Genomic DNA, 21575 nt, shown 5'->3' with positions numbered 1-21575 from the left:
CAGGAGGTAATGAAAATGGCTTATAATAAAACAGACAGAGGCGATGCTCCCATGAAGCGGAGAGGCGGAATGCGCAGAAGAAAGAAAGTTTGCGTGTTCTGTGGAAAAGATAACGTGATTGATTATAAAGATACCAACAAGTTAAAGAGATATATTTCTGAGAGAGGAAAAATCCTTCCCAGAAGAATTACCGGCAACTGTGCAAAGCATCAGAGAGCCCTTACCGTTGCCATCAAGAGAGCAAGGCATATCTCCTTAATGCCTTATGTTACAGATTAAGTTTCGGAAAATCGGAATTTTGTCTGAATACAGGATTTGCGGAAATGACCAGTCATCGTGGGATGGCTGGTTTTTTATTTTACAGGAAAATCCTGTGGCGTTATACGCATTCTTTTTTTACAAAAGGCAGGAAATGTCTGACTAATATTGAAAAAACAGGAAAGATTTGAGTCATATTGGGATTGAAAAATTTTGCTTGCGTATGATATAATATAGTCCAGAACATATGACAGAAGGCAGAACTACGAGTATGGGCAGGTAGAATCGGATGAAATACCATCGTTTAAAGTATCGTTTATGTATGCAGCATAGTTTTGACGGGAAGATAGAGCACAAACATCAGCATCTGATTGAGATTGAGATTGTTGCAAGGCAGATGGAGGAAGACTTTCTGGAGTTTGCCAGTATGAACTCCATTCTGGAAGAGGTGTTTGGGCCTTATCAGTACAAATATTTAAACGAATATCCGGAATTTGAAGGAGATACCAGCATTGAGCATTTAGGCGAGGTGTTTTATGGAAAAGTGAAACACGCATTGGAAGAGCAGCATTGGAAATTTGCCCGTTTTGAAATCAGCGAAACGCCTCTGCGCATTTATGCGATAGTTGAAGAAACATTTTAACACGGAGTCAATGATCATTTGCAAGGGAGGATTTTTTATGAAAGCCAGAAGGATTTTCAGAGGTACGGTGGCAGGTCTGATGTCTTTGTCACTTCTCTTATCAGGAATGCCGGTTTCGGCAGCGGAAGTGAGCGGTACGGTACCTCAGCAGAAAGAAGAAGTAAGCGGAACCGCCAATAATGAGACGGACAGTAAAACCGGAACGGAAAATACAGGAACAGAAAACGGAGATACCGGGGCGGCAGATGGAAAGGTAAATGACCAGACGCCGCCGGCAGACAGTACGGATTCTGATGGAACCACAGGCGGACAGGGAAATGAGCAGACACCGCCGGCAGACAGTACGGATTCCAATGGAGCCACAGGCGGACAGGGAAATGAGCAGACACCGCCGGCGGGCAGTACGGATTCCGACGGAACCACAGGCGGACAGGGAAATGAGCAGACACCGCCGGCAGACAGTACGGATTCCGAACAGAATCCTGCGGAAGGACAGCCGGAAGAGGGTCAGGAACAGCCCGGAGAAAATCAGGATGATGATAAAAAAGATGATGTAAAAGATAAGGATGATAAAAAAGTTACCCCGGAAGAAAAGGATGAACCCCAGGAAGATCTGGAAGCTGTTGCAGCCCACAGCCTGACTACGGTAGGCGGCAGGATTGAGATTGACGGAGATTTATCTGACTGGGCAGAAGTAACTTCACGTTCCTCCGGTGCATCCGGTGTGGATTCCTGGAAGGTTGCATATTCTCCTGATGGAAATACCCTTTACTTCAGCTATACCGGAACAGCATCAACGGAATGGGATTATGGATTTGCCGGCAGCGGCAACGTTTTCCAGTTTGAATATCCGGATGGTTCCACAGGTGAGAACAGCGCTCTTTCCGTAACGGCAGGCAACGGCGAAACATTGGTGAAAAATGCTTACTGGGGGAATGTGGCTGCAGATGTTGCAGTGAAAAACAGTGCTCATGGAAATAACCCCGGACCTTATGTAGTGGAATTTGCAGTACCGCTCAGTTATTTCCAGAGTCCGGAATTTACCCTTACGTTTGGCGGAACTTCTGTGGCTGCCGGCGATATTGAACAGGTAGACGGTAATTCTGTGGTGGTGGATGTTCCGGCAGTTTATGGAGGAATAACCATTGATGGCAGTTATTCTGACTGGGCAGCGGTGGCAAAGACAGAGGTTTCCTGTCCCAATGATGCTCATAAGGAATGTCTGTCTCAGGTTGCAGCAGTTTATGATGGTGACTGGTTTTACATTTATATTAAAGACGGTAAGGGCAGCAATGCTTCCGGCGCAGGTACCCATTCCAATGGTAAATTTGCTATTACCTCGGATTTGGGTTATGAAACGGATATTCAGCTGACAACTGCGCCGGCAGTCAATGGCGTCAACGGTGCACAGGTATCTTATGTGGGAGATGAATGGGAACTGGCTATTCCGAAAGATCAGCTTCCGAAATATGAAGAAAGCCTTTCCTTCGGCCTTTACCTGGGTGAACCGTTCATCAGTGGAATTATGAACTTACAGGAAGACAGCGGAAATAATCTGGAAAATCTTTTTGACGGAATTAATTATGATGGTAATTATGAAGACTGGGAAGATTACGGACACAGCACCATTGAGTATGCTACTGCAGGATCTCAGGAAGATCAGATTGACGCAAAAGGCGCTCTTTATTCCAGCGATGGAAAATTATACGGTCATGTAGTGACAACCATGCCTCAGCATCTGGAAGAGGCAGGCGGAGAATTTACGGCGGCTGTTACCATAGCATTTAACCAGAGCCGCAGCGATTTACAGAATGGAAGCTATGATCAGAAGATGGCATTTTATCCCATGTGCGTGACAGTGGACGGAGGCGGAAATATTAACTGGAATCCTCAGCTGATGGGTCTTCCGGAAGGTACATATGAATTCCATATTGCTTCCAGAGATGCATGGCATACTTCAGCCAATATCAACAACCTTCACGAGATGGATCTGATGTATGGAAAAATGATTATGACAGTGGGAAAAGATGGAAAGGATGAAATGGAGTTTTATCTGGATCTGCCCATGGTTGCTCAGAAGCTGGGTGTTGACGAAACAGATTTAAAGGAAATTTCAGCACAGTTTGGAAGAATCGGACAGCAGTGGATTTTTACCGCAGGTACTTCTACCGGACCGATTGCAGGTGTAATTCTCTGTATCTCCACAGTAGGAATAGTACTCTGGTATAAAAAAAGAAAAAAAAATGAATTGCAGCCCGCAGCTGCATAAATATGGGAGGAATGGGCATTGAAAGACAGTAGAAAGTCATATTATCTGATTGTATTAATGCCCATTCTTTATGCGTTACTGGCATATGGTGTGGCAAATATAGTTCAAAACAGCGGTATCTCTCCCAGTGGGATGGATACCCTGAGTTATCTCTACAAGGGAGATGTATTGTACCAGGCTGTTCGTGAGGGGAATTTCTGGCCTCTGTTTGATCCCCTCTGGTATAATGGTGTGGAGCTGATGCGCTATCTGGCGCCCATCCCGGTATATCTTCTGGCAGCCTGCGAATTTTTCGGCGGCAGTCCCATAGGAGGATATCCTGTTTTTGTCATGTTTATCTGCGTTCTGGGCGCAGTTTCATGGCTTTATGTTGGTTTTAAGGTAAAAAGACCTTATTTTGGAGCATTTTTAGGGGCATTGTGGTTTTTTATGCCCAACAATCTGATTGGATTATTTTATGAGGGTAACCTGCCCCATTCTGTCTGTATTGCAGTTCTGCCCCTTTTGCTATATTGGGTTTATGATTATCTCCAGTGGAGGCACTGGTATACCCTGCCAAAACTGTCATTGATATTTGCGTTTATTTCTCTGTGCCATGTTCAGTATGGAGGAATCCTTCTGGCAGCATTTCTGATTTATTTTGTAATTGACGGAATGATTCGTCATGACTGGCACAGAGGTGTTGAAATATTTATAGCACTTGCACTTGGAATTCTTCTCACCGGCGTATGGCTGATTCCCTCCAGAACAGGAGGAGTGGCTTCTGAGAGCAGCCTGGAGGTTATGGAGGAATTTTTCCAGAGCATGTTTCTGTCCATTAATCCTGCGGCGCGTTTTCAGAGAGGGTGCGTGGACGTGTATTTCGGGCTGGCAGTTTTACTGCTGGCAGTTTTTGGAGGCTTTTTAAGTAAGAAGAAATCTATGCCTGGTTTCTGGACGGGTATTATTATATTAATCTGTACGTCTGAGACTCTGTATCTGCTTTTTGTAAGGGTGCCGGGAGGACATGTTCTGCTGATGCTGCGGCTGGTGTCCATGGCATTGTGTATGGTGCTGTTCAGTTTTCTGGTCTGGGATACTCTGAAAAAGGGCTGGATTGTATTTTTTTCAGTACTGCTGATTCTGGATGCACTGCCTTCTCTGCCTTTGATTCTGGGCAGTCAGAACGGGCTGCTGCCGGAAATAATTCTGGCTGATCAGTCAGATAAGACACTGGTGGGAGAGGCAAAGGAAATCACAGAGCAGCGTCTGGCTCTGGTGGACGAAAGCAGCCTGGGAGCCATGAGCACATTTCTGGTAACCGGATATGGAGAACCGGTGGCAGGGATGTATGGGGCGGCAGACGAATCTGCGGCCACCATAACCAATATAAAGCAGATTGATCGTGCTCTGGAGGAGGGAAATTATCTCTACCTGTTCGACCGATGCCTGGAAATGGGAAACGATACCGTGATTGTTCAGCTGGATATTATAGGAGATACGTCAAAAGCACCTTTCCAGAAAATGGATCATGCGGCAGAACGGGTGGGCTATCAGATGGCGGCCCATAACGACAGTTACCGTCTGTATAAGCTGAATGCAGAAGGAAACTGGGGCACCATAACGAAATACAGAGCCATCGGTATCGGCAGTGCGGCTCCTTCCATTGTCAGACAGTTTCCGGTGATGGAAGAGACGGAACGGGTTAATCTGAATGAATTTACCTTTGAAGAATTGAAAGATTATGAGCTGATTTATCTGGCGGGTTTTACTTATGACGATAAGGCTTCGGCGGAAAAACTGATTACGGATTTAAGTGAGGCAGGAGTGCATATTGTCATAGCCGCGGACGGAATCCCGGATGACAGAGGCAGCCAGAACCAGAGTTTTCTGGGCGCCATCTGCAACAGTGTTTCCTTTTCTCAGGGCTATCCGGATCTGGATACCATAGAGGGGGTACTGGAAACGGACTTATTTCCCAATGGATACCGGGAGTGGAGCACGGTGTATCTGGACGGCCTGGATGAAGTATGGGGAACTGTAAAGGATGAAGGGTGGGAGCTGCCCTTTTACGGAACCGTAAAAAATGAAAATATTGTAATGATTGGCCTGAATCTTACTTATTATTATGGGCTGACAGAGGATGAAGGCGTAGGAAGACTGTTAAGCCATGCCATGGATTTGAGTTCGGACGAGCTGCCGGAGCGGGAAATTGTACCTTATACGGTTCAGTATGGGTCGGACCGCATTACCGTTACTGCAGACAGAGATGATGTGAACACCGGGCTGGCATATCATGACAGTTTTACCTCAGATCAGGATATTTATTCGAAAAACCATCTGACTTATGTAAAGTCGGGGACTACGGTGATTTCACTGAAATATCCTTATCTGAACCGGGGGATTGCTGTTACAGTGACAGCAGCTCTTTTTATTCTGATTTATACAGTACACAAACGCCGGCTGCAGACAGAACAGCCGGAGAAGGAAGTGGGATAAATGATAAAATATGCGGTGGGACTGACCGGTCTGATAATCTGGCTGTTTATTTTACACATACTGAAAAAAAGCAAACTGAATTTCTGGCACTTTCTTTTTGGAAGTGCGGGAGCCTTTATTCTGATGCTGATCTTTTTACAGCCGGTGCTGACTCAGCCTCTGGCCCGGATTGTGGCCCTGCTGGCCAGTATTCCGGGAAAAATTGCCGGGGTTTACAGCGCCCATTATAAATACGGTGTTATTTTTGTGGAATCTTCCGCAGGCGCCATTTCACTGAAAATAGATTTCGAGTGCTCCGGAATCATTGAGATTATCGCTTACCTGTCACTGCTGATGTTTTATCAGGTCTATACTGTTTATGAACGGATTTATGTCGGGGTGCTGGGCGTGATTGGGATGGTACTGGCGAATGCTCTGCGTATTACTGTAATCTGCCTGATTATTTATTTTGGCGGAATTGATATGTACTATATCGCCCATACCTTTGTGGGAAGGTTTGTATTCTACGGATTATCGGTGATGCTGTATTTTTATGTGTTCACGAAACCGCAGATTATCAAGCAGAAAGTGGGAAGTTTCAGTTATGACAGTGATAAATAATTTTTTGAATTCAATTTTATTCTGGGCGGCCTGGATTATCATTCCGCTGGTGATGGAAATTATTCCTTCACTGGGAAGTTTTCTGATTCTGATTAAGAAAACACTGTTTCCCAGACATTATGAGGATCCGGTAATCTGGCCGGAAATCACGCTGATTATTCCGGTATATAATTCCCAGGATTCCCTGGAGGAATGTATCAGATCCATCAGCGAGAGTGATTATCCCAATGATAAAATGCGGATTTTTCTGGTCAATAACCAGGGAAAAGACAATTCCTTTCAGGTGTATACCAAATGTCAGGAGCTGTATCCGGATTTGCTGATGCAGTGGCTGAATGCCAGACAGGGAAAGTCCCGCGCTCTGAATCTGGCCCTGTTTAACGCCGATGGAAAATATATTATCCATGTGGACAGTGACGGGCAGTTTGAGCCTCATGCCATTACCAACATGGTACGCAAGTTTGAGGCCAGCCCCGATGTGGACTGTATGACGGGAGCCATTCTTACCATGCCGGAGATGATTGAGGAATACAGGGGGATTTTTTCCCGGCTGCTGCGGAAAATGGAATTTATGGAGTATGCCCAGGCATTTCTGGCGGGACGGAATTACGCCTCTGAGACAAATTCTATTTACACCCTGTCCGGCGCTTTTTCTGCTTTCCGGAAATCAGCTGTGCTGAAATCCCAGCTTTACAATACGGATACCATCTGTGAGGATACCAATATTACGTTTCAGATGCGTTATCTGCAGCATATAAAGGTGCATATCTGTGAGAATGCCATATTCTGTGTGGATCCAATTGAAGGGGTAAATAAACTTTATACCCAGCGGCAGCGGTGGCAGAGGGGAAGCCTTGAGGTATCCCATCAGTTTCTGGAAAAAGATCTCAGAGTCCACAAAATGTTTACCAATGTAATGGTCCGTACACTGATGTATGACCATACTTTTGCCTTTCCCAGACTGATCTGGTATCTGGCGCTGATTTGCCTGATGTGCATGAATTATTCACCGACAGTAATTCTGGTTTCCACAGGAATTATTTTCCTGCTTTATATTATCAGCGGATATTTATATTATTTTTCCACCGTGGGATTCCTGAAAGAATTTGACAATCTGAAGAAATATTATCGAAAGCACTGGTATGTGGTGCCGCTTCTTCCATTTTTCAATTTCATTATCTTCTTCATCCGCTTTGCAGGTGTGATTAACAGCATCAATACGGACAGTGCATGGAAAACACGGACCCTGACGGATGAGCGGAAGGATTTTGAGGAAGAATTAAAGACAGAGGCCCGGAAACCCCTGAATTTATTACAGAAAATGCGGAAAGCAGTAAATTATGAGTAGGTGAGCGGAGCTTATGAAACATAAATTTAATTTTTTCATTCTGACGGTGATTGTGGTGTTTTTTGCCATGGCGGCGGATGTGTTTATTGTTTATCAGCTTAATAATTATGAGACCAGATTTCTGGAGATTTACGGCGGGGAACAGGACGGATATGTGAAGATTATTCTGGAGCAGATTAATCGTCTGGATAATGAGGGAACGGATGAGGACATTACAGATATTATCAGTTCTCTGGATTCCACAGCCAGCAGATACTGGACACTGAGCAAGGGGGATTCCATTCTCTTTGTAAAGAGCGCTACGGAAACAAATCGTTACAAGGGCTTTCATGACGGTACTTACTATGCCACGGAGACTGCTTCTGCATTTATGAACAGTCTGGGCGTTAATCAGGTGGGACACCGGATTATTTATCTGGACAATGATCGTTTTATTGCGTCAGGTATGATTTTTGAATGGCAGGGAGAACAGTACCGGATCTGCCTGCTGACTTATGACCGGGTAATTCTGGAGGATAATGTTTTACTGGAGTGCAGAAATGCCATTATTATCATTCTGTCTATCGTGCTGGCTCTTCTGATTATCCTGAGTATGATTATGTCAAAGAGAATTACCAGACAGAGCCTCTACATTGACCGGCAGGAGGAACGGGTGGTCTGGCAGAATCAGCAGATTGAACTTCTGGATGAACAGCTGAAGCGGGAATATGCCTTCAGCGCCAGCAAGCATGTATTTAAAAGCAGCGTGCTGGATGAATTTCTGGAAACTCTGGATAAAAAAGGCGCTTATCCTCTGCATTTTGCAGCGTTTGAGACAGAGTCCAGGGAAGCCAGAGATGAATTTTTTGAACATATGCAGATTGTGCTGGACAATAATGTGCTGCGTTTTTCCATGGGTGAGAATCAGGTGCTGCTGATTTTTGTCCAGTATGAGAAAAGCGTCAGCAGCAGGATTATAGAGTCTCTGGAAAACTGGGATGTACATGGCCTGGCAGAGCATTATTGCGAAGACAATATGAACAGTTATAAATCACAGTTTGATACATTCTGGAAGGCGGTGACTGGTGCGTGAGGAAAGAAAGGTTATACCGGGAATATCGTTTAAAATCTTATCTGAATATGAACCATTACATTATTATCAACGGGAAACAGGGGCAGACGCATCCTCATACCTGGGAATTTGTGATTACCATTGTGGTTGCCGGCGATGAATTTGTGGAGTTCCGCACCTTTGAAAATCTGATTGAACAGTATCTGGAAAAGTATCAGAATCAGATTTTAAATACCATTGAACCTTTTGATATTATTGTCCCCACTATTGAAAATGTGACGGATCACTTTAATGATGATCTGCAGGCCCTGCTGCGGGAGCATGGAGGCGAACTGGTTTCCCTGGAGGGCAGCGAGACGCCTACCCGAAGTTATATTGTCAGTCATCGAAATGAACCGGAATTTATTGATCAGATAGGAAAAATGCAGAATCAGCAGATTTCCGGGGTGGTGGAATATGTGGTGGACCGGATTATGGGTGAAAACAGCAGAAAGTGGTAATTCTGTACCGAAACAGCGATATGGTGAAAGGACAGATTGGAAAATGAAAAAATTTAAAAACTGGCTGTCTGCGGCTCTGATTGCTGCGATGGCAGCAGGAGTGTGCTCCGGGTGTACGTTGGACAGACAGCAGGAGCCTGTTGAGACAGAGCCTTTGCAGGAAGAAAATCAGACGCCGGAAGCAGAAACCCGGAAAGCGGATACCCCGGTGCTGCCTGTGTATACGGAAGAGGGCATAAGCTATCTGTTTCAGACAAATGAGAAAAAATTTCAGATATACGGTGCGGACGGTACCTGGCAGGATATTTTTCCGGTGGGTGTAAACGTGGGAGCAGGAAAGCCGGGAGCATTTCCAGGGGAATTTGCCATTACAAAAGACGATTATAAGAGATGGTTCCGGCAAATCAGTGAGATGCATGCAGATATGATTCGTGTCTATACGATTCTCATGCCGGAATTCTATGAGGCTCTGGCAGAATACAATGCTGGGGCAGAGAAACCTCTTTACTTTATGCAGGGAGTGTACAATAACGAAGAGGACATCAGCAATATCTGTGATGCATACGGGGAAAATGAGAAAATTGCCAGGGACTGGGTGGAAATGTGCAGAACCATTGTGGACGTGGTGCATGGAAATGCAGTAATTGACCCGGTTCCGGGAAATGCCAGCGGTACTTATACAGCAGATGTGTCACAGTATTTGTGCGGATGGATTCTGGGGATTGAGTGGCAGCCGGATTTTGTTATTGATACAAATGAAAATCATCCGGATAAAAATGTTTTTGACGGAACATACCTCTATACGGAAGCAGCCACGCCCTTTGAAGTATTTCTGGCGTCAGGAATGGAAGCCTGCATCGCTTATGAAACAGAGAATTATAAAATGCAGCATCCCACAGCCTTTGCAAACTGGGTGACCACGGACCCTCTTTCTCATCCGGGTGAGCCGAATCCGGAAATGGAGGATGCGGTTCCGGTGGATGCTGAGCATATTAAAGCAAAACCGGAATTTAAGGCAGGACTGTTTACTTCTTATCACGTATATCCCTATTATCCGGAAATGATGCGGTATGCGCCGGAGCTTCTGGCGGACGAACCTCAGAACCCGTATAAGCATTATCTCACTGATCTGAATACATATCATACCATGCCGGTGGTGATTTCCGAGTTTGGTGTGCCGGCTTCCCGCGGAATCACTCATCTGGCCCGTGATGCAGGTTTTAATCAGGGAGGTCTGACAGAGGTGGAACAGGGCAATGCCATTGTGTCCATGCTGAAAGATATTACAGATACGGGATGTGCCGGGGCCTGTGTGTTTATCTGGCAGGACGAGTGGTTTAAGAGAACCTGGAATACCATGGATTATACGGATGGAGAGGCAAGGCCTTACTGGTGTGACGTTCAGACCAGCGAACAGTTTTTCGGTCTTCTTTCCTTTGATCCGGGGCAGGCGCCTGTCTGCACCGTAGACGGGGATGACGGAGAATGGGCCAGCGAGCGGCCTCTTCTGGAAAGCGGAGGCACGGAACTGTTTGTGAGAAGCGACGAAGCATATGTTTATCTGATGATCCGGGGCAATAATGATAATATTCGTATTACCATGGATACCATTGACAATCAGGGAAATGGAGAATACGATGGAGCGGATTTTGCCCTTGATATTAAAGGGGAGGAGGAAAGCCGCCTTCAGGTAGATCCTTATTATGATGTGAACTACTGGCTGTATACCACCGGTTTATATGCTTCCAGCGAGGTGCTTAAAGTGCAGGAAGGCTATGCTGCGCCGGATACCAACCGCTTTGTGCCCATTAACCTTATGCTGAACCGTCCGGTGCTTTTAACAGACGGAACTCTGGTAGATACAGAGCAGACAGAGACAGGAAAGCTGCGGCATGGAAATGCAGACCCAAAATCTCCGGATTACAACTCCCGTGCGGATTTCTGCATAAAAGGGAACGTGACGGAGGTGCGGATTCCCTGGCTGATGCTGAATATTTCAAAGCCAAACAGCAAGATGCGCATTGCGAATCTCTATGCAAATGATGAAATCACCTATGAACATATTTCAGATATTAAATTTGCCATTGACGGAGTAAAGGAGTCTTATTTCTGGGAGGAGTGGGTAATGCCCACATATCGGGAAAGGCTGAAGAAGTCTTATTATATTCTGCAGGAATATCTGGCTAATCGGTAAAAAATGTATTGGAAAGGGCTGCCAAAGGGCAGCTCTTTTATTTCGGTAAATTGCCAAAGCGCCGCAGGTTCGGCATGCTGCGTAAGCTGCCCTGACCCACCGCAAATGAAAAGTGTTGTAACAACTCCTGCAGATGTGGTATAATGTCCAGGGAGGAGGAGACCTGAGTGTAAATAGAAATATACTGTACCGTGCACATCAGCTGCTGTACAGGAAGAAAACTCTATTTTAAATCATAAAAGGCAGGAAATCAGATGAAGAAAAAAAATCACCCCGGAGGTCAGTTAAATTACATGTACTGGCCGCTGGTATTGACCATATTAATTGTATTGATGAATATACCGCTGTATTTTATTGACCGGAAAGCAGGTTTTTGCGTGTCCGTATTTGCAGTGATATATTTTCTGGTGGTACTTGGAATCTACATGGTGAACAAATCCATGATTCGCAATGAGGTCATCAGCTTTGCCACCCAGTACGGAACCGTACAGAAAAGGCTGCTGGACGAGTTTGAGATTCCCTATGCGCTGCTGGATTACAACAGCAAGATTCTGTGGATGAATGAAACATTTTCCCGTATCACAGAAAAGGACAAGGATTACCACAAGTCCATAACCACTATTTTCCCGTCCATAACGCGAGAACTTCTGGACAGGGAAGAACATAACGACAGTATACAGGTAAAATGGAAAGAGCGGATTTATCGGGTAAGCGTGGGAAAAATGTATTTCGATGCCCCGGAAGACGGGAATAGCCTGATTGAAGTGGAGGAGGCCAGTCAGTTCCTGATACCTTTCTATCTCTTTGATGAGACAGAGCTCCATCAGCACATTCAGGAAAATCGGGAACAGCAGCTTGTATCTGCTCTGATTTATATTGATAATTATGAAGAAGCCCTGGAGAGTATTGAAGAAGTAAAGAGGTCCCTTCTGGTGGCGCTGGTAGACCGGAAAGTCAGCAAATATTTTTCCGAGCGGGACAGCATCATCAAAAAAATTGAAAAAGATAAATATTTTGTGGCATTCAAGCAAAAATATCTGGAAGAACTAACAGAAGACAAATTCAGTATTCTGGAGGATGTGAAGACCATTAAGGTAGGAAATGAAATGGCGGTGACCCTGAGTATCGGTGTGGGCGTCAGCGGCAACAGCTACAACCAGAAGTACGAATATTCCCGTATGGCCATAGATCTGGCTCTGGGCCGGGGCGGCGACCAGGTTGTGGTGAAAGAAGGGGAAAAGATTTCCTATTTTGGCGGCAAATCCAGACAGGTGGAAAAAATGACCCGTGTAAAAGCCAGGGTAAAGGCCCATGCACTGCGGGAAATTTTTGAAAGCAGAGAAGAAGTCTTTATTATGGGGCACAGTATCAGCGATATGGATGCGTTCGGAGCAGCCATCGGTATTTACTGTGCGGCACAGGTTCTGGGGAAAAAGGCCCATATTGTGTTAGATGACGTGACCTCATCCCTGCGTCCCATGAAGGAGTGCTTCGGAGAGGACAAAGGCTACCCTGCAGATATGTTTGTGAGAAGTGAGAGAGCTCTGGAGCTTGTAAATTACCGGAGCGTGGTGGTGGTAGTGGATACCAACCGGCCCAATTACACCGAATGTCCGGAACTTCTGACGCGGACCAGAACAATTGTGGTATTTGACCATCACAGGCAGAGCCGGGAAGTAATTGACAATGCAGTGCTTTCCTATATTGAAACCTATGCGTCGTCCACCTGTGAAATGGTGGCGGAGGTGCTGCAGTATTTTAACGAAAATATTCACCTGAAGCCCAATGAGGCAGACAGTATTTATGCAGGCATTCTGATTGATACCAATAATTTTATGACAAAAACGGGAGTGAGAACCTTTGAAGCGGCAGCCTATCTGCGCCGGTGCGGTGCGGAGGTAACCAGAGTCCGCAAACTGCTGCGGGATGATATGGCAGCTTATAAGGCAAGGGCAGAAGCAGTCCGCCATGCGGAAGTTTACCGGAAAGCATTTGCCATTTCCATCTGCCCGGCCAATCCTGATGTGGAAAGTCCCACAATCGCAGGTGCCCAGGCGGCAAATGAACTTCTGAATATTGTGGGAATCAAAGCGTCATTTGTACTGACAGAATATAATGGGAAGATTTATATCAGTTCCCGTTCCATAGATGAAATTAACGTGCAGCTGATTATGGAACGGCTGGGCGGCGGCGGCCATCTGAATGTGGCAGGCGCCCAGCTGACAGACTGTACCGTAAAGACAGCCAAACGGAAAATAGAGGAAACACTGGACAAAATGCTGGAAGAAGGAGACATAGAAGTATGAAAATAATTTTACTGGAAGATGTGAAATCACTGGGAAAAAAGGGAGATATTGTCAATGTCAGCGACGGTTATGCCAGAAACATGATTCTTCCCAAAAAACTTGGGGTAGAGGCTACCGGGAAAAACCTGAATGATTTGAAGCTGAAAAATCAGCATGCAGAAAAAGTGGCCCAGGAAAACCTTGACGCGGCAAAGGAACTGGCGGCAGCAATTTCAGATAAGGAAGTAACGGTAAGCCTTAAAACAGGAGAGGGCGGAAAAACCTTTGGTTCTGTTTCCACCAAAGAAATTGCGGCAGCAGCAAAAGAACAGCTTCAGATGGAGCTGGATAAGAAAAAAATGCAGCTTCCGGAGGGAGGACTGAAATCGCTGGGGGTACATGAAGTGACCATTAAATTCCACCCGAAGGTAACAGGAACCCTGAAGGTAAAAGTAACAGAAGAGTAAATCTGCACAGAGGAAAATTTTTCCGGACTTACAGGATATGAACAGGAAACAGGAGGCTTTATGGAAGAAGCTCTTATCAGGCGGATAATGCCCAATAATCTGGAAGCGGAGCAGTCTGTGATTGGTTCCATGATTATGGACCGGGATGCCATCGTTATGGCCTCAGAACTGCTGATACGAGAGGACTTTTATCATCAGCAGTATGGGGTTTTGTTTGAAACCATGGTGGAACTTTACAATGAAGAACAGCCTGTGGATGTGATTACGCTCCAGAACCGACTGCGGGAAAAAGACGTGCCGGCAGAACTGAGCAGCCTGGAATTTGTGGGAGAACTGGTAACTTCCGTGCCGACTTCCGCCAATATAAAATACTATGCCGGTATTGTAAAAGAAAAATCCATGCTGCGCAGGCTGATTAAAGTAAATGAAGAGATTGCCAGCCAGTGTTATCTGGGCAGAGAAAGCCTGGAAAACATTATGGCGGATACGGAAAAAAAGATATTTGATCTGCTCCAGAACAAAAGCGGCGGCGACTACGTTCCCATCAAACAGGTGGTTATCAATGCACTGGAAAAAATCGAACAGGCCTCCAGAACAAAGGGAAACGTGACAGGAATTGCCACAGGATTTGTGGATCTGGACTACCGCATGTCTGGGCTTCAGCCATCGGATCTGGTTCTGATTGCTGCAAGGCCTTCCATGGGAAAAACCGCATTTGTACTGAATATTGCCCAGTATGTGGCGTTTCACAGTAATCTGTGCACGGCCATATTCAGTCTGGAAATGTCAAAGGAGCAGCTGGTAAACCGTCTTTTTTCCCTGGAATCCCGTGTGGATGCCCAGCTTCTTCGTTCCGGAAACCTGGCAGATGCCGACTGGGAGAAGCTGATAGAAGGAGCCGGAGTGATTGGACGCTCCCAGCTGATTATCGACGATACCCCCGGCATTTCCATTTCAGAGCTTCGCTCCAAATGCAGAAAATATAAACTGGAGCAGGATCTGAAGCTGATTATCATTGACTATCTCCAGCTTATGTCAGGTTCCGGCAGAACCGATTCCAGGCAGCAGGAAATATCGGATATTTCCCGTTCCCTGAAAGGGCTGGCCCGTGAACTGAATGTTCCGGTGATCGCATTGTCTCAGCTGAGCCGGCAGGTGGAGCAGCGGCCGGACCACAGACCCATGCTTTCCGATTTGAGAGAATCCGGGGCCATTGAGCAGGACGCGGATGTGGTAATGTTTATTTACCGTGATGATTACTATAATAAAGATACTCCCGATAAAAATATTGCGGAGATTATCATTGCGAAACAGAGGAACGGCCCCATTGGAACGGTGAACCTGGTGTGGCTGCCTCAGTATACAAAATTTGTAAATATGGAAAAAAGATAGGGATGGAAACTGTCAGATTTTGATAGCACAGGCAGATATTTTTCTGAAAAGAAAAGTATCTGTTTTTTGCTGTCGTTATTTCACGATGAAAAAAGATTGTAACAGAAGAAAAAAATCGGTAAAATAGAATCAGTAAAAAGGGACAGGCTGACAGTTTCAGAGGTCTGAGGCATCTGAAAAACAGTGTATCCCCGGAAAAGGAGGTTAAAATGTGGAAAATGTACGCTATATGATTTCGGACGCGGCAAACATTGTGAATGTTGAGTCCCATGTATTGCGTTACTGGGAAGAAGAACTGGAACTCCAGATTCCCCGCAATGAAATGGGACACCGCTATTACACAGAAGAAAATATAGCGCAGTTCCAAAAGATAAAGGAATGGAAAGAACAGGGATACCAGTTAAAAGCCATTCGTATGATGATACATAGCAGCAATCCGGAACAGGAACTGGAAAATTATGCGGCAGCAGCTTTGAAGCAGAAACCGGAAAATTACAGTGAGAACCTTTCCGGTCAGAGACCGGAGAATTATGGTGCAAATAATGTTATCCGGATGAACCGTGAATACATGGAAACCGTACCCGGAGCCATGATGGACAGGCATGAAAATCCCGTCTCCAACACGGTGAAGCTGGAACAGTTCCAGTCCATGATGCTTACCATTGTGAAACAGGCAGTGGAAGAGAATAATCAGGCCCTGGGCAAGGAAGTGGGTGTGCAGGTAGGAGACCGTGTGCTGAAGGAAATGAACTATCTGATGCGGGAACAGGACGAGGCCGAGGAAGAACGGTTCCGCAAGCTGGATGCAGCCATCCGTACCCACCAGAAAGGCAGAAGATTCCACCGGGAGAAAAAGGAAAAAAAGGAGAAGGAGACAGCTTCCCGGAAGTTACTGGAGAAAGACAAAAATCTGAATCCCAATCCAACGGTATAGCAGTGAGACACTCCGGCAGGGGAAACACTTCACAGGAAGATGTTTCCCCTGTTTTAACAAAGGGTTTCTTTTCCCATGAGCGCATATATTTTTATTCTGCAGGAAAGATACTTTCGTGCTTTTGCGTGACAAAGCCTTTTCTGTAAAATAAAAAATACTCAGGTCTTCCCTGTAAGGAGTACCTGAGTATTTTTAAGTGCATGGAATTCCTATGTAGAAATTAACCCTGCTCAATAGCGCCTGTAGGGCAGCAACCTGCGCATGTTCCGCAATCAATACAGGTATCTGCATCGATTTCATATTTTCCATCGCCAGCGGAGATAGCGCCAACCGGACATTCACCTTCACATGTTCCACAGCTTACACAAGAATCTGTAATCACGTATGCCATAATAATTTTCCTCCTTATAAATGAATATACATCTCAGCTACATAGCGGTAGCTTTGAACCTTATTTTAATACAAATGCCCGCTGATTACAAGTAAAAATTACTAAAGTTTCATTGTTTTCTAACCGAAATACTTATTGTCATAAATCAGAAGATTAAAATAATGAGGCGTGGATATGAATATAAACGTAGAAAACAGTAATCTGCCGGAAATTACCAGGTCCAACAGTAAAACGGAAAACAGAGGAACCCTGGCAGCGGGAGCCCAGGAGACCAGGGGCTGTCAGGCAGTGGATGAGGCAGGTAAAATCACATCGGTACAGCAGACTGCAAAAGTGACCTATCATCCGGGAGAATCCCAGACAGAGAAAATACAGCAGGATGCGCAGCAGATCATGGAGGAAGAGATTTTCCGGAAACAAATGGAAATCATATCCAATACCATGTCAGGAAAAGACAGTGAGAAGCTGAACGAAGACGGATTTTCCGTGAACGGCACTGACGTGGAGACCATTGTAACAGAAATTGACAAGATTAAAATGGAGCTGGCGAAAGCCGGCGTTGATATTACCACATTCGGAGACGGACTGAGTGGAGAACAGCTGGCGAAACTGGCGGGAAATCCGGAACTGGCAGGACAGCTGGAAGCAGTGATAAAGCAGGCGGATCTTCCGGCTACACAGGAAACGGTTTCCGGCTGTGAAGAAGCCATAGAGCAGGCCTCCGGGCTGACAGGCTGCAGTGATGAAGTGGTGAAATACATGGTGGAGCATGAACTGGAGCCCACTGTGGAGAATTTATACAGGGCGCAGCACAGCACCGCAGCCGCAGGCAGTAAACCTGCTCCGGTAGCTCTGGATGACCATCTGAAAGCACAGGTGGAAGGAATTATTGCACAGGCAGGCCTGACTGTAAATGATGAGACAATGGCCTGCAGCCAGTGGATGCTGGAAAATCAGCTTCCCCTGACCGAAGAAAATTTAAGATATGCCATGGATTTAAAGCATATGCAGCTTCCGCCGGATACAGAACTGCTTGTGGGCGCCATGGTGGAGGCCGTTGCAGAAGGAAACCGGCCTGTGGATGCGGTGATTCTGGAGGGATACAGCAACAGAGACCGGGCAGAACAGGCAGTGCAGGCAGTGAATCAGGCCACAGACGCAGAGGTCTGGAATGTGGTGGAAAAAGGACTGCCGCTTACGATAGAAAATCTGCAGGCAGAGCAGAACGGGGCGCAGCAGGAAAATGCTCAGGCCGGACGGAATGCACAGCAGCAGAACCTTCCGGAGTATGCCAGAGAGGAACTCAGCTTTCTGACTGCAAAGAGACAGCTGGAAGAAACACGGCTGATGATGACGGTTCAGGCCAGTTATGCATTGCTGAAACAGGGAATTTCCATTGAGACTCAGCCCCTGGAAGAGCTGGTGGCTCACCTGAAGTCACTGGAGGATGAATATTACAGAAATCTGCTGGCCCAGAACGGAATTTCGGCCACAGAAGAAAATACAGCAGTTTTTGCAGAAACCATAACAAAAAGTCAGGAGCTGGCAGGTACGCCTGCTTACATACTGGGTACCATACGGACAGGGGAAGATACCGTAACCACCATGCACCAGGCAGGAACTGCAAGACAGGCAGAACTGGAGCGGGCAGGAGAGGCGTATGAAACCCTTCGGACAGCTCCCAGAGCAGATATGGGGGATTCCATCCGGAAGGCATTCCGGAATGTGGATGATATTTTACAGGATCTTGATCTGGAAACCACAGAACAGAACCGGAGGGCAGTGCGTATTCTGGCGTATAATCAGATGGAAATCAATGAGGAATCCATTGCCGGCATTAAGGCGGCGGATCAGAAAGTCCAGAATCTGTTTCAGAACCTTTCTCCGTCGGTAGTTATGGAAATGATCCGTGAAGGGGTAAATCCTCTGGAAATGAACGTGGAACAGTTAAACAGCAAGGCTCAGGAAATCAAAAACCGGATGGAAGATGCCGGAGAAGAAAAATTCAGCAAATATCTCTGGAAATTAGACCAGCGGCAGGAAATCAGTCCCCAGGAACGGGACAGCTACATCGGTATTTACCGGCTGCTGAATCAGATTGATAAAACAGACGGAGCAGTCATCGGCGCACTGGTTCACCAGGGAGCAGAACTTAGTATAAAAAATCTGCTGTCGGCTGTGCGTACACACCGGAATTCCGGTATCAATGTATCCGTGGATGACAGTTTCGGAGAGGCAGATGTGGCTGAGAGCCAGGAATTAAGCATTTCTCAGCAGATTGAGGCTGCTTATCAGACCGACTGTGCCAGGGAGGCTTTTGGAAAGATAACCCCGGAAGGCATGCAGCAGGCCATGGCAGACGGATCCATGGAGCAGATGACTCCGGAAGAACTGTTATGGCAGCTTAGAGAAGCCCCTGTGGATCAGGAGGCGGAAGAAGCCTGGTATCAGGAACAGATGCGGGAATTTTCCAGTGCCAGACAGGCAGAAGACCAGGTATTACAGCTGCTGAAAGGCCATGATATGCCCATGACAGCCTATAATATCATGGCGGCCGGCCAGATGATACACAATCGAAACGGAATATTCAAAACCCTTTTCGATTATAAAAATCTGGATAAAGAAGTGGATTTTGAGGAAATAAAAGAAGGAATTCTGGAAGACTTTGCCGAGGCGGTGAAAACGCCGGAAGAGATGGCAAAAGCGCAGGAGAAACTGGCGGATCTGGCAGAAAATGTGATGAAAACCATGATTGAGTCAGAGCCTGTGGGCAGCATGGATATCCGGGATATGAAAATCCTGCGGCAGCAGATTGAACTGGGCGCCAGAATGTCCAAAGAAGAAAATTATGCCATTCCGGTACTGGTGGCAGACGAACTTACCAACGTACAGCTAAAGATTGTCCGTGGTAAAGAAGAACGGGGCCGGGTGGATATTATGTTTGAATCACCCGCACTGGGGAATGTGGCTGCGAAATTCCAGGTGCAGCAGGATTCCGTAAAAGGATATGTGGTATCGGATTCTCACCGGACCATAGAAGAATTAAAGAACCGGCAGGAGGAGCTGCGGGAGCAGATAATTCCTGGCGGGGAAGGCGCATGGAAACTGGATCTGATATACAGCGAACAGGTAGAACTTTCCCGTTTTTCCACGGAGGAAAAGGGAGTGACAAAGGCAGAACAGTCAGAAGAAGCATGGCAGGTACAGACAGGGACGTTATACGGCATTGCAAAGACTTTTCTGGAAGAAGTAAAACAAATGGGACAGAAAATGTAAAACAGGAGAGGTGTGTAAAATGAAAATCAATCATAACATGTCAGCAACCATTGCCAACAAAAGATTATTAGCGTCCGACAGGAGCCTGTCAGCTTCTGTGGAGCGTCTGTCTACAGGCCTTAAAATTAACCGTGCCTCTGATGACGCGGCAGGAATGGCAATTTCAAGTAAGATGAAAACCCAGATCAGAGGCCTGAATCAGGCGTCTCAGAATGCTTCCGACGGAATATCCGTACTGGATACGGCAGACGGTGCGCTGACAGAGGTTCATTCCATGCTTCAGAGAATGCGGGAATTGTCCGTACAGGCGGCGAATAATGCAACTTATACGCCGGAAGATCTGGAGGCGATTCAGGCGGAAATTTCTTCTCTGCGGGATGAAATTGACCGTATTTCCAAAGATACGGAATTTAACAAGAAGAAGCTGCTGGACGGTTCACTGGACCAGAGAATTTATCCCGATAACCGGGGAATTACCAGAATGGACATTTCTGATGCGGTCAGCCCCAATAAGTATGTGATTGATATCGGAGCAGATGCCACCCATGCTCAGGTGGCAGGAACCAGAAAAATTCCGGCAGGCGCTGTTATCACTGCGGCAGAAGAAGGAACCGTAAGCATTAACGGAGTGGACGTGAAGGTCAGCGAAGGCCAGACCTTTGATGAAGTATATGAGAAAATGCGGGAAGCTGCGGAACTTGGGGAGGTAAACCTGCTGGTTGTGGGAGATATGACTGACCAGACCGGAACGCCGGAAAATGAAGGATATGTACCCACACCGGTAGCCAATGGCGGGAATCTGGTATTTCTGTCAGACGAATACGGAAGCTCCACAGAGATGAAGATTAACTGTGACAATCCGGATCTTGCAGCATTTCTTGGAATCGCCGCCGGCGATAACATGTCTGTGGGAACAGATGTGGAGGTTACGATTCCCGATGATACGGCAACTTTTTCCAGTGGATTTGACAGCCAGCGGACCATACTCACCGACGGAAATTATGTGACCATTACCAGCAGAAACGGATTTGAAATGAAATTTGAGGTGACACCCGACACGAATGGAAGGGTAAATCTGGAAGTTACCGATATCGGAACCATGACGCTTCAGATCGGCGCAAATGAGAACCAGACCGTGGATGTGCGTATTCCGGAAGTTTCTGCCAGAACGCTTTATATTGATAAGGTAAATGTATGCACCATTACGGGAGCCGGACGGGCAATTACCAGCTTTGACAAAGCCATTGCCAAAGTAAGTGAGGTTCGTTCCAGTATTGGAGCTTATCAGAATCGTATGGATTATGCGGTCAGCAGTCTGGACGGAACAGAGCTCAATATGACCCAGGCTTTGTCCCGTATTGAAGATCTGGATATGGCGGAAGAAATGACAGAATACACCAAATATAATGTGTTGACCCAGGCGGCTACTTCCGTACTGGCACAGGCCAATGACCTTCCTCAGCAGGTACTGCAGCTTATGCAATAGGGG

At 46.3% G+C, this 21575-nt stretch carries 16 protein-coding genes; 15 read left to right on the top strand and 1 reads right to left on the bottom strand.

The annotated features are described in order from the left end of the window. The first annotated feature begins 15 nt into the window (after positions 1–15). The 13 genes from rpsR (at position 16) to C805_RS22855 (ending at position 16419) form a co-directional block, all read left to right on the top strand. A complete protein-coding gene (rpsR, locus tag C805_RS22915; protein ID WP_016216424.1) occupies positions 16–279 on the top strand; it encodes a 30S ribosomal protein S18 in 264 nt (87 codons plus the stop codon). Positions 280–547: 268 nt separating this feature from the next. After that, positions 548–901 carry a 6-carboxytetrahydropterin synthase gene (locus C805_RS22910; RefSeq protein ID WP_016216423.1) on the top strand — a complete coding sequence of 118 codons (354 nt, stop codon included), beginning with the start codon at positions 548–550 and terminating at the stop codon, positions 899–901. A gap of 37 nt (positions 902–938) precedes the next feature. Next, positions 939–3170, top strand: a complete 2232-nt coding sequence (locus tag C805_RS22905; RefSeq protein WP_016216422.1) for a Firmicu-CTERM sorting domain-containing protein — start codon at positions 939–941, stop codon at positions 3168–3170. A gap of 18 nt (positions 3171–3188) precedes the next feature. Continuing rightward, positions 3189–5648 carry a 6-pyruvoyl-tetrahydropterin synthase-related protein gene (locus C805_RS22900; protein ID WP_016216421.1) on the top strand — a complete coding sequence of 820 codons (2460 nt, stop codon included), beginning with the start codon at positions 3189–3191 and terminating at the stop codon, positions 5646–5648. Beyond that, on the top strand, positions 5649–6248 hold the full coding sequence (gene xrtG, locus C805_RS22895; RefSeq protein WP_016216420.1) for an exosortase family protein XrtG: 600 nt from the start codon (positions 5649–5651) through the stop codon (positions 6246–6248). Beyond that, the gene (locus tag C805_RS22890; protein ID WP_016216419.1) at positions 6232–7596 is read left to right on the top strand and encodes a TIGR03111 family XrtG-associated glycosyltransferase; all 1365 of its coding nucleotides are present in this window, start codon (positions 6232–6234) and stop codon (positions 7594–7596) included. Before xrtG ends, C805_RS22890 begins: the two co-directional genes overlap by 17 nt. 13 nt (positions 7597–7609) lie before the next feature. Then, positions 7610–8668, top strand: a complete 1059-nt coding sequence (locus tag C805_RS22885) for a hypothetical protein (RefSeq protein ID WP_016216418.1) — start codon at positions 7610–7612, stop codon at positions 8666–8668. Further along, positions 8665–9147, top strand: coding sequence for a 6-carboxytetrahydropterin synthase (locus C805_RS22880; RefSeq protein ID WP_016216417.1), 483 nt, complete (start codon positions 8665–8667; stop codon positions 9145–9147). The genes C805_RS22885 and C805_RS22880 overlap by 4 nt, the downstream gene beginning before the upstream one ends. Positions 9148–9190: 43 nt before the next feature. After that, positions 9191–11341 carry a hypothetical protein gene (locus tag C805_RS22875; RefSeq protein ID WP_016216416.1) on the top strand — a complete coding sequence of 717 codons (2151 nt, stop codon included), beginning with the start codon at positions 9191–9193 and terminating at the stop codon, positions 11339–11341. A 254-nt stretch (positions 11342–11595) separates the two neighbouring features. Further along, positions 11596–13647: a DHH family phosphoesterase gene (locus C805_RS22870; RefSeq protein ID WP_016216415.1), complete on the top strand. Its 2052-nt coding sequence runs from the start codon at positions 11596–11598 to the stop codon at positions 13645–13647. After that, a complete protein-coding gene (rplI, locus tag C805_RS22865) occupies positions 13644–14093 on the top strand; it encodes a 50S ribosomal protein L9 (protein WP_016216414.1) in 450 nt (149 codons plus the stop codon). The genes C805_RS22870 and rplI overlap by 4 nt, the downstream gene beginning before the upstream one ends. Before the next feature lie 60 nt (positions 14094–14153). Next, positions 14154–15485 (top strand): replicative DNA helicase, encoded by a 1332-nt coding sequence (dnaB, locus tag C805_RS22860; protein WP_016216413.1) that lies wholly within the window; start codon positions 14154–14156, stop codon positions 15483–15485. Between the two features lie 211 nt (positions 15486–15696). Continuing rightward, entirely contained in the window at positions 15697–16419 is a 723-nt protein-coding gene (locus C805_RS22855; protein WP_016216412.1) for a MerR family transcriptional regulator, read from the top strand. 220 nt (positions 16420–16639) lie between these two features. Here the strand turns inward: C805_RS22855 and C805_RS22850 are convergent, their stop codons facing one another. Further along, complete coding sequence (locus tag C805_RS22850; protein WP_016216411.1) at positions 16640–16810, bottom strand: DUF362 domain-containing protein; 171 nt, start codon at positions 16808–16810, stop codon at positions 16640–16642. Between the two features lie 174 nt (positions 16811–16984). Between C805_RS22850 and C805_RS22845 the strand changes: the two genes are divergently transcribed. Continuing rightward, positions 16985–20086 (top strand): DUF6240 domain-containing protein, encoded by a 3102-nt coding sequence (locus C805_RS22845; RefSeq protein WP_016216410.1) that lies wholly within the window; start codon positions 16985–16987, stop codon positions 20084–20086. Between the two features lie 19 nt (positions 20087–20105). Then, positions 20106–21572 carry a flagellin N-terminal helical domain-containing protein gene (locus C805_RS22840; protein WP_016216409.1) on the top strand — a complete coding sequence of 489 codons (1467 nt, stop codon included), beginning with the start codon at positions 20106–20108 and terminating at the stop codon, positions 21570–21572. Positions 21573–21575 lie beyond the last annotated feature (3 nt).

This window comes from Eubacterium sp. 14-2 (genome assembly GCF_000403845.2).
In the GTDB taxonomy this organism is placed as follows: domain Bacteria; phylum Bacillota; class Clostridia; order Lachnospirales; family Lachnospiraceae; genus Petralouisia.
The sequence above is the reverse complement of the archived record's forward strand: the minus strand, read 5'-3'. Positions and strand labels throughout refer to the sequence as shown.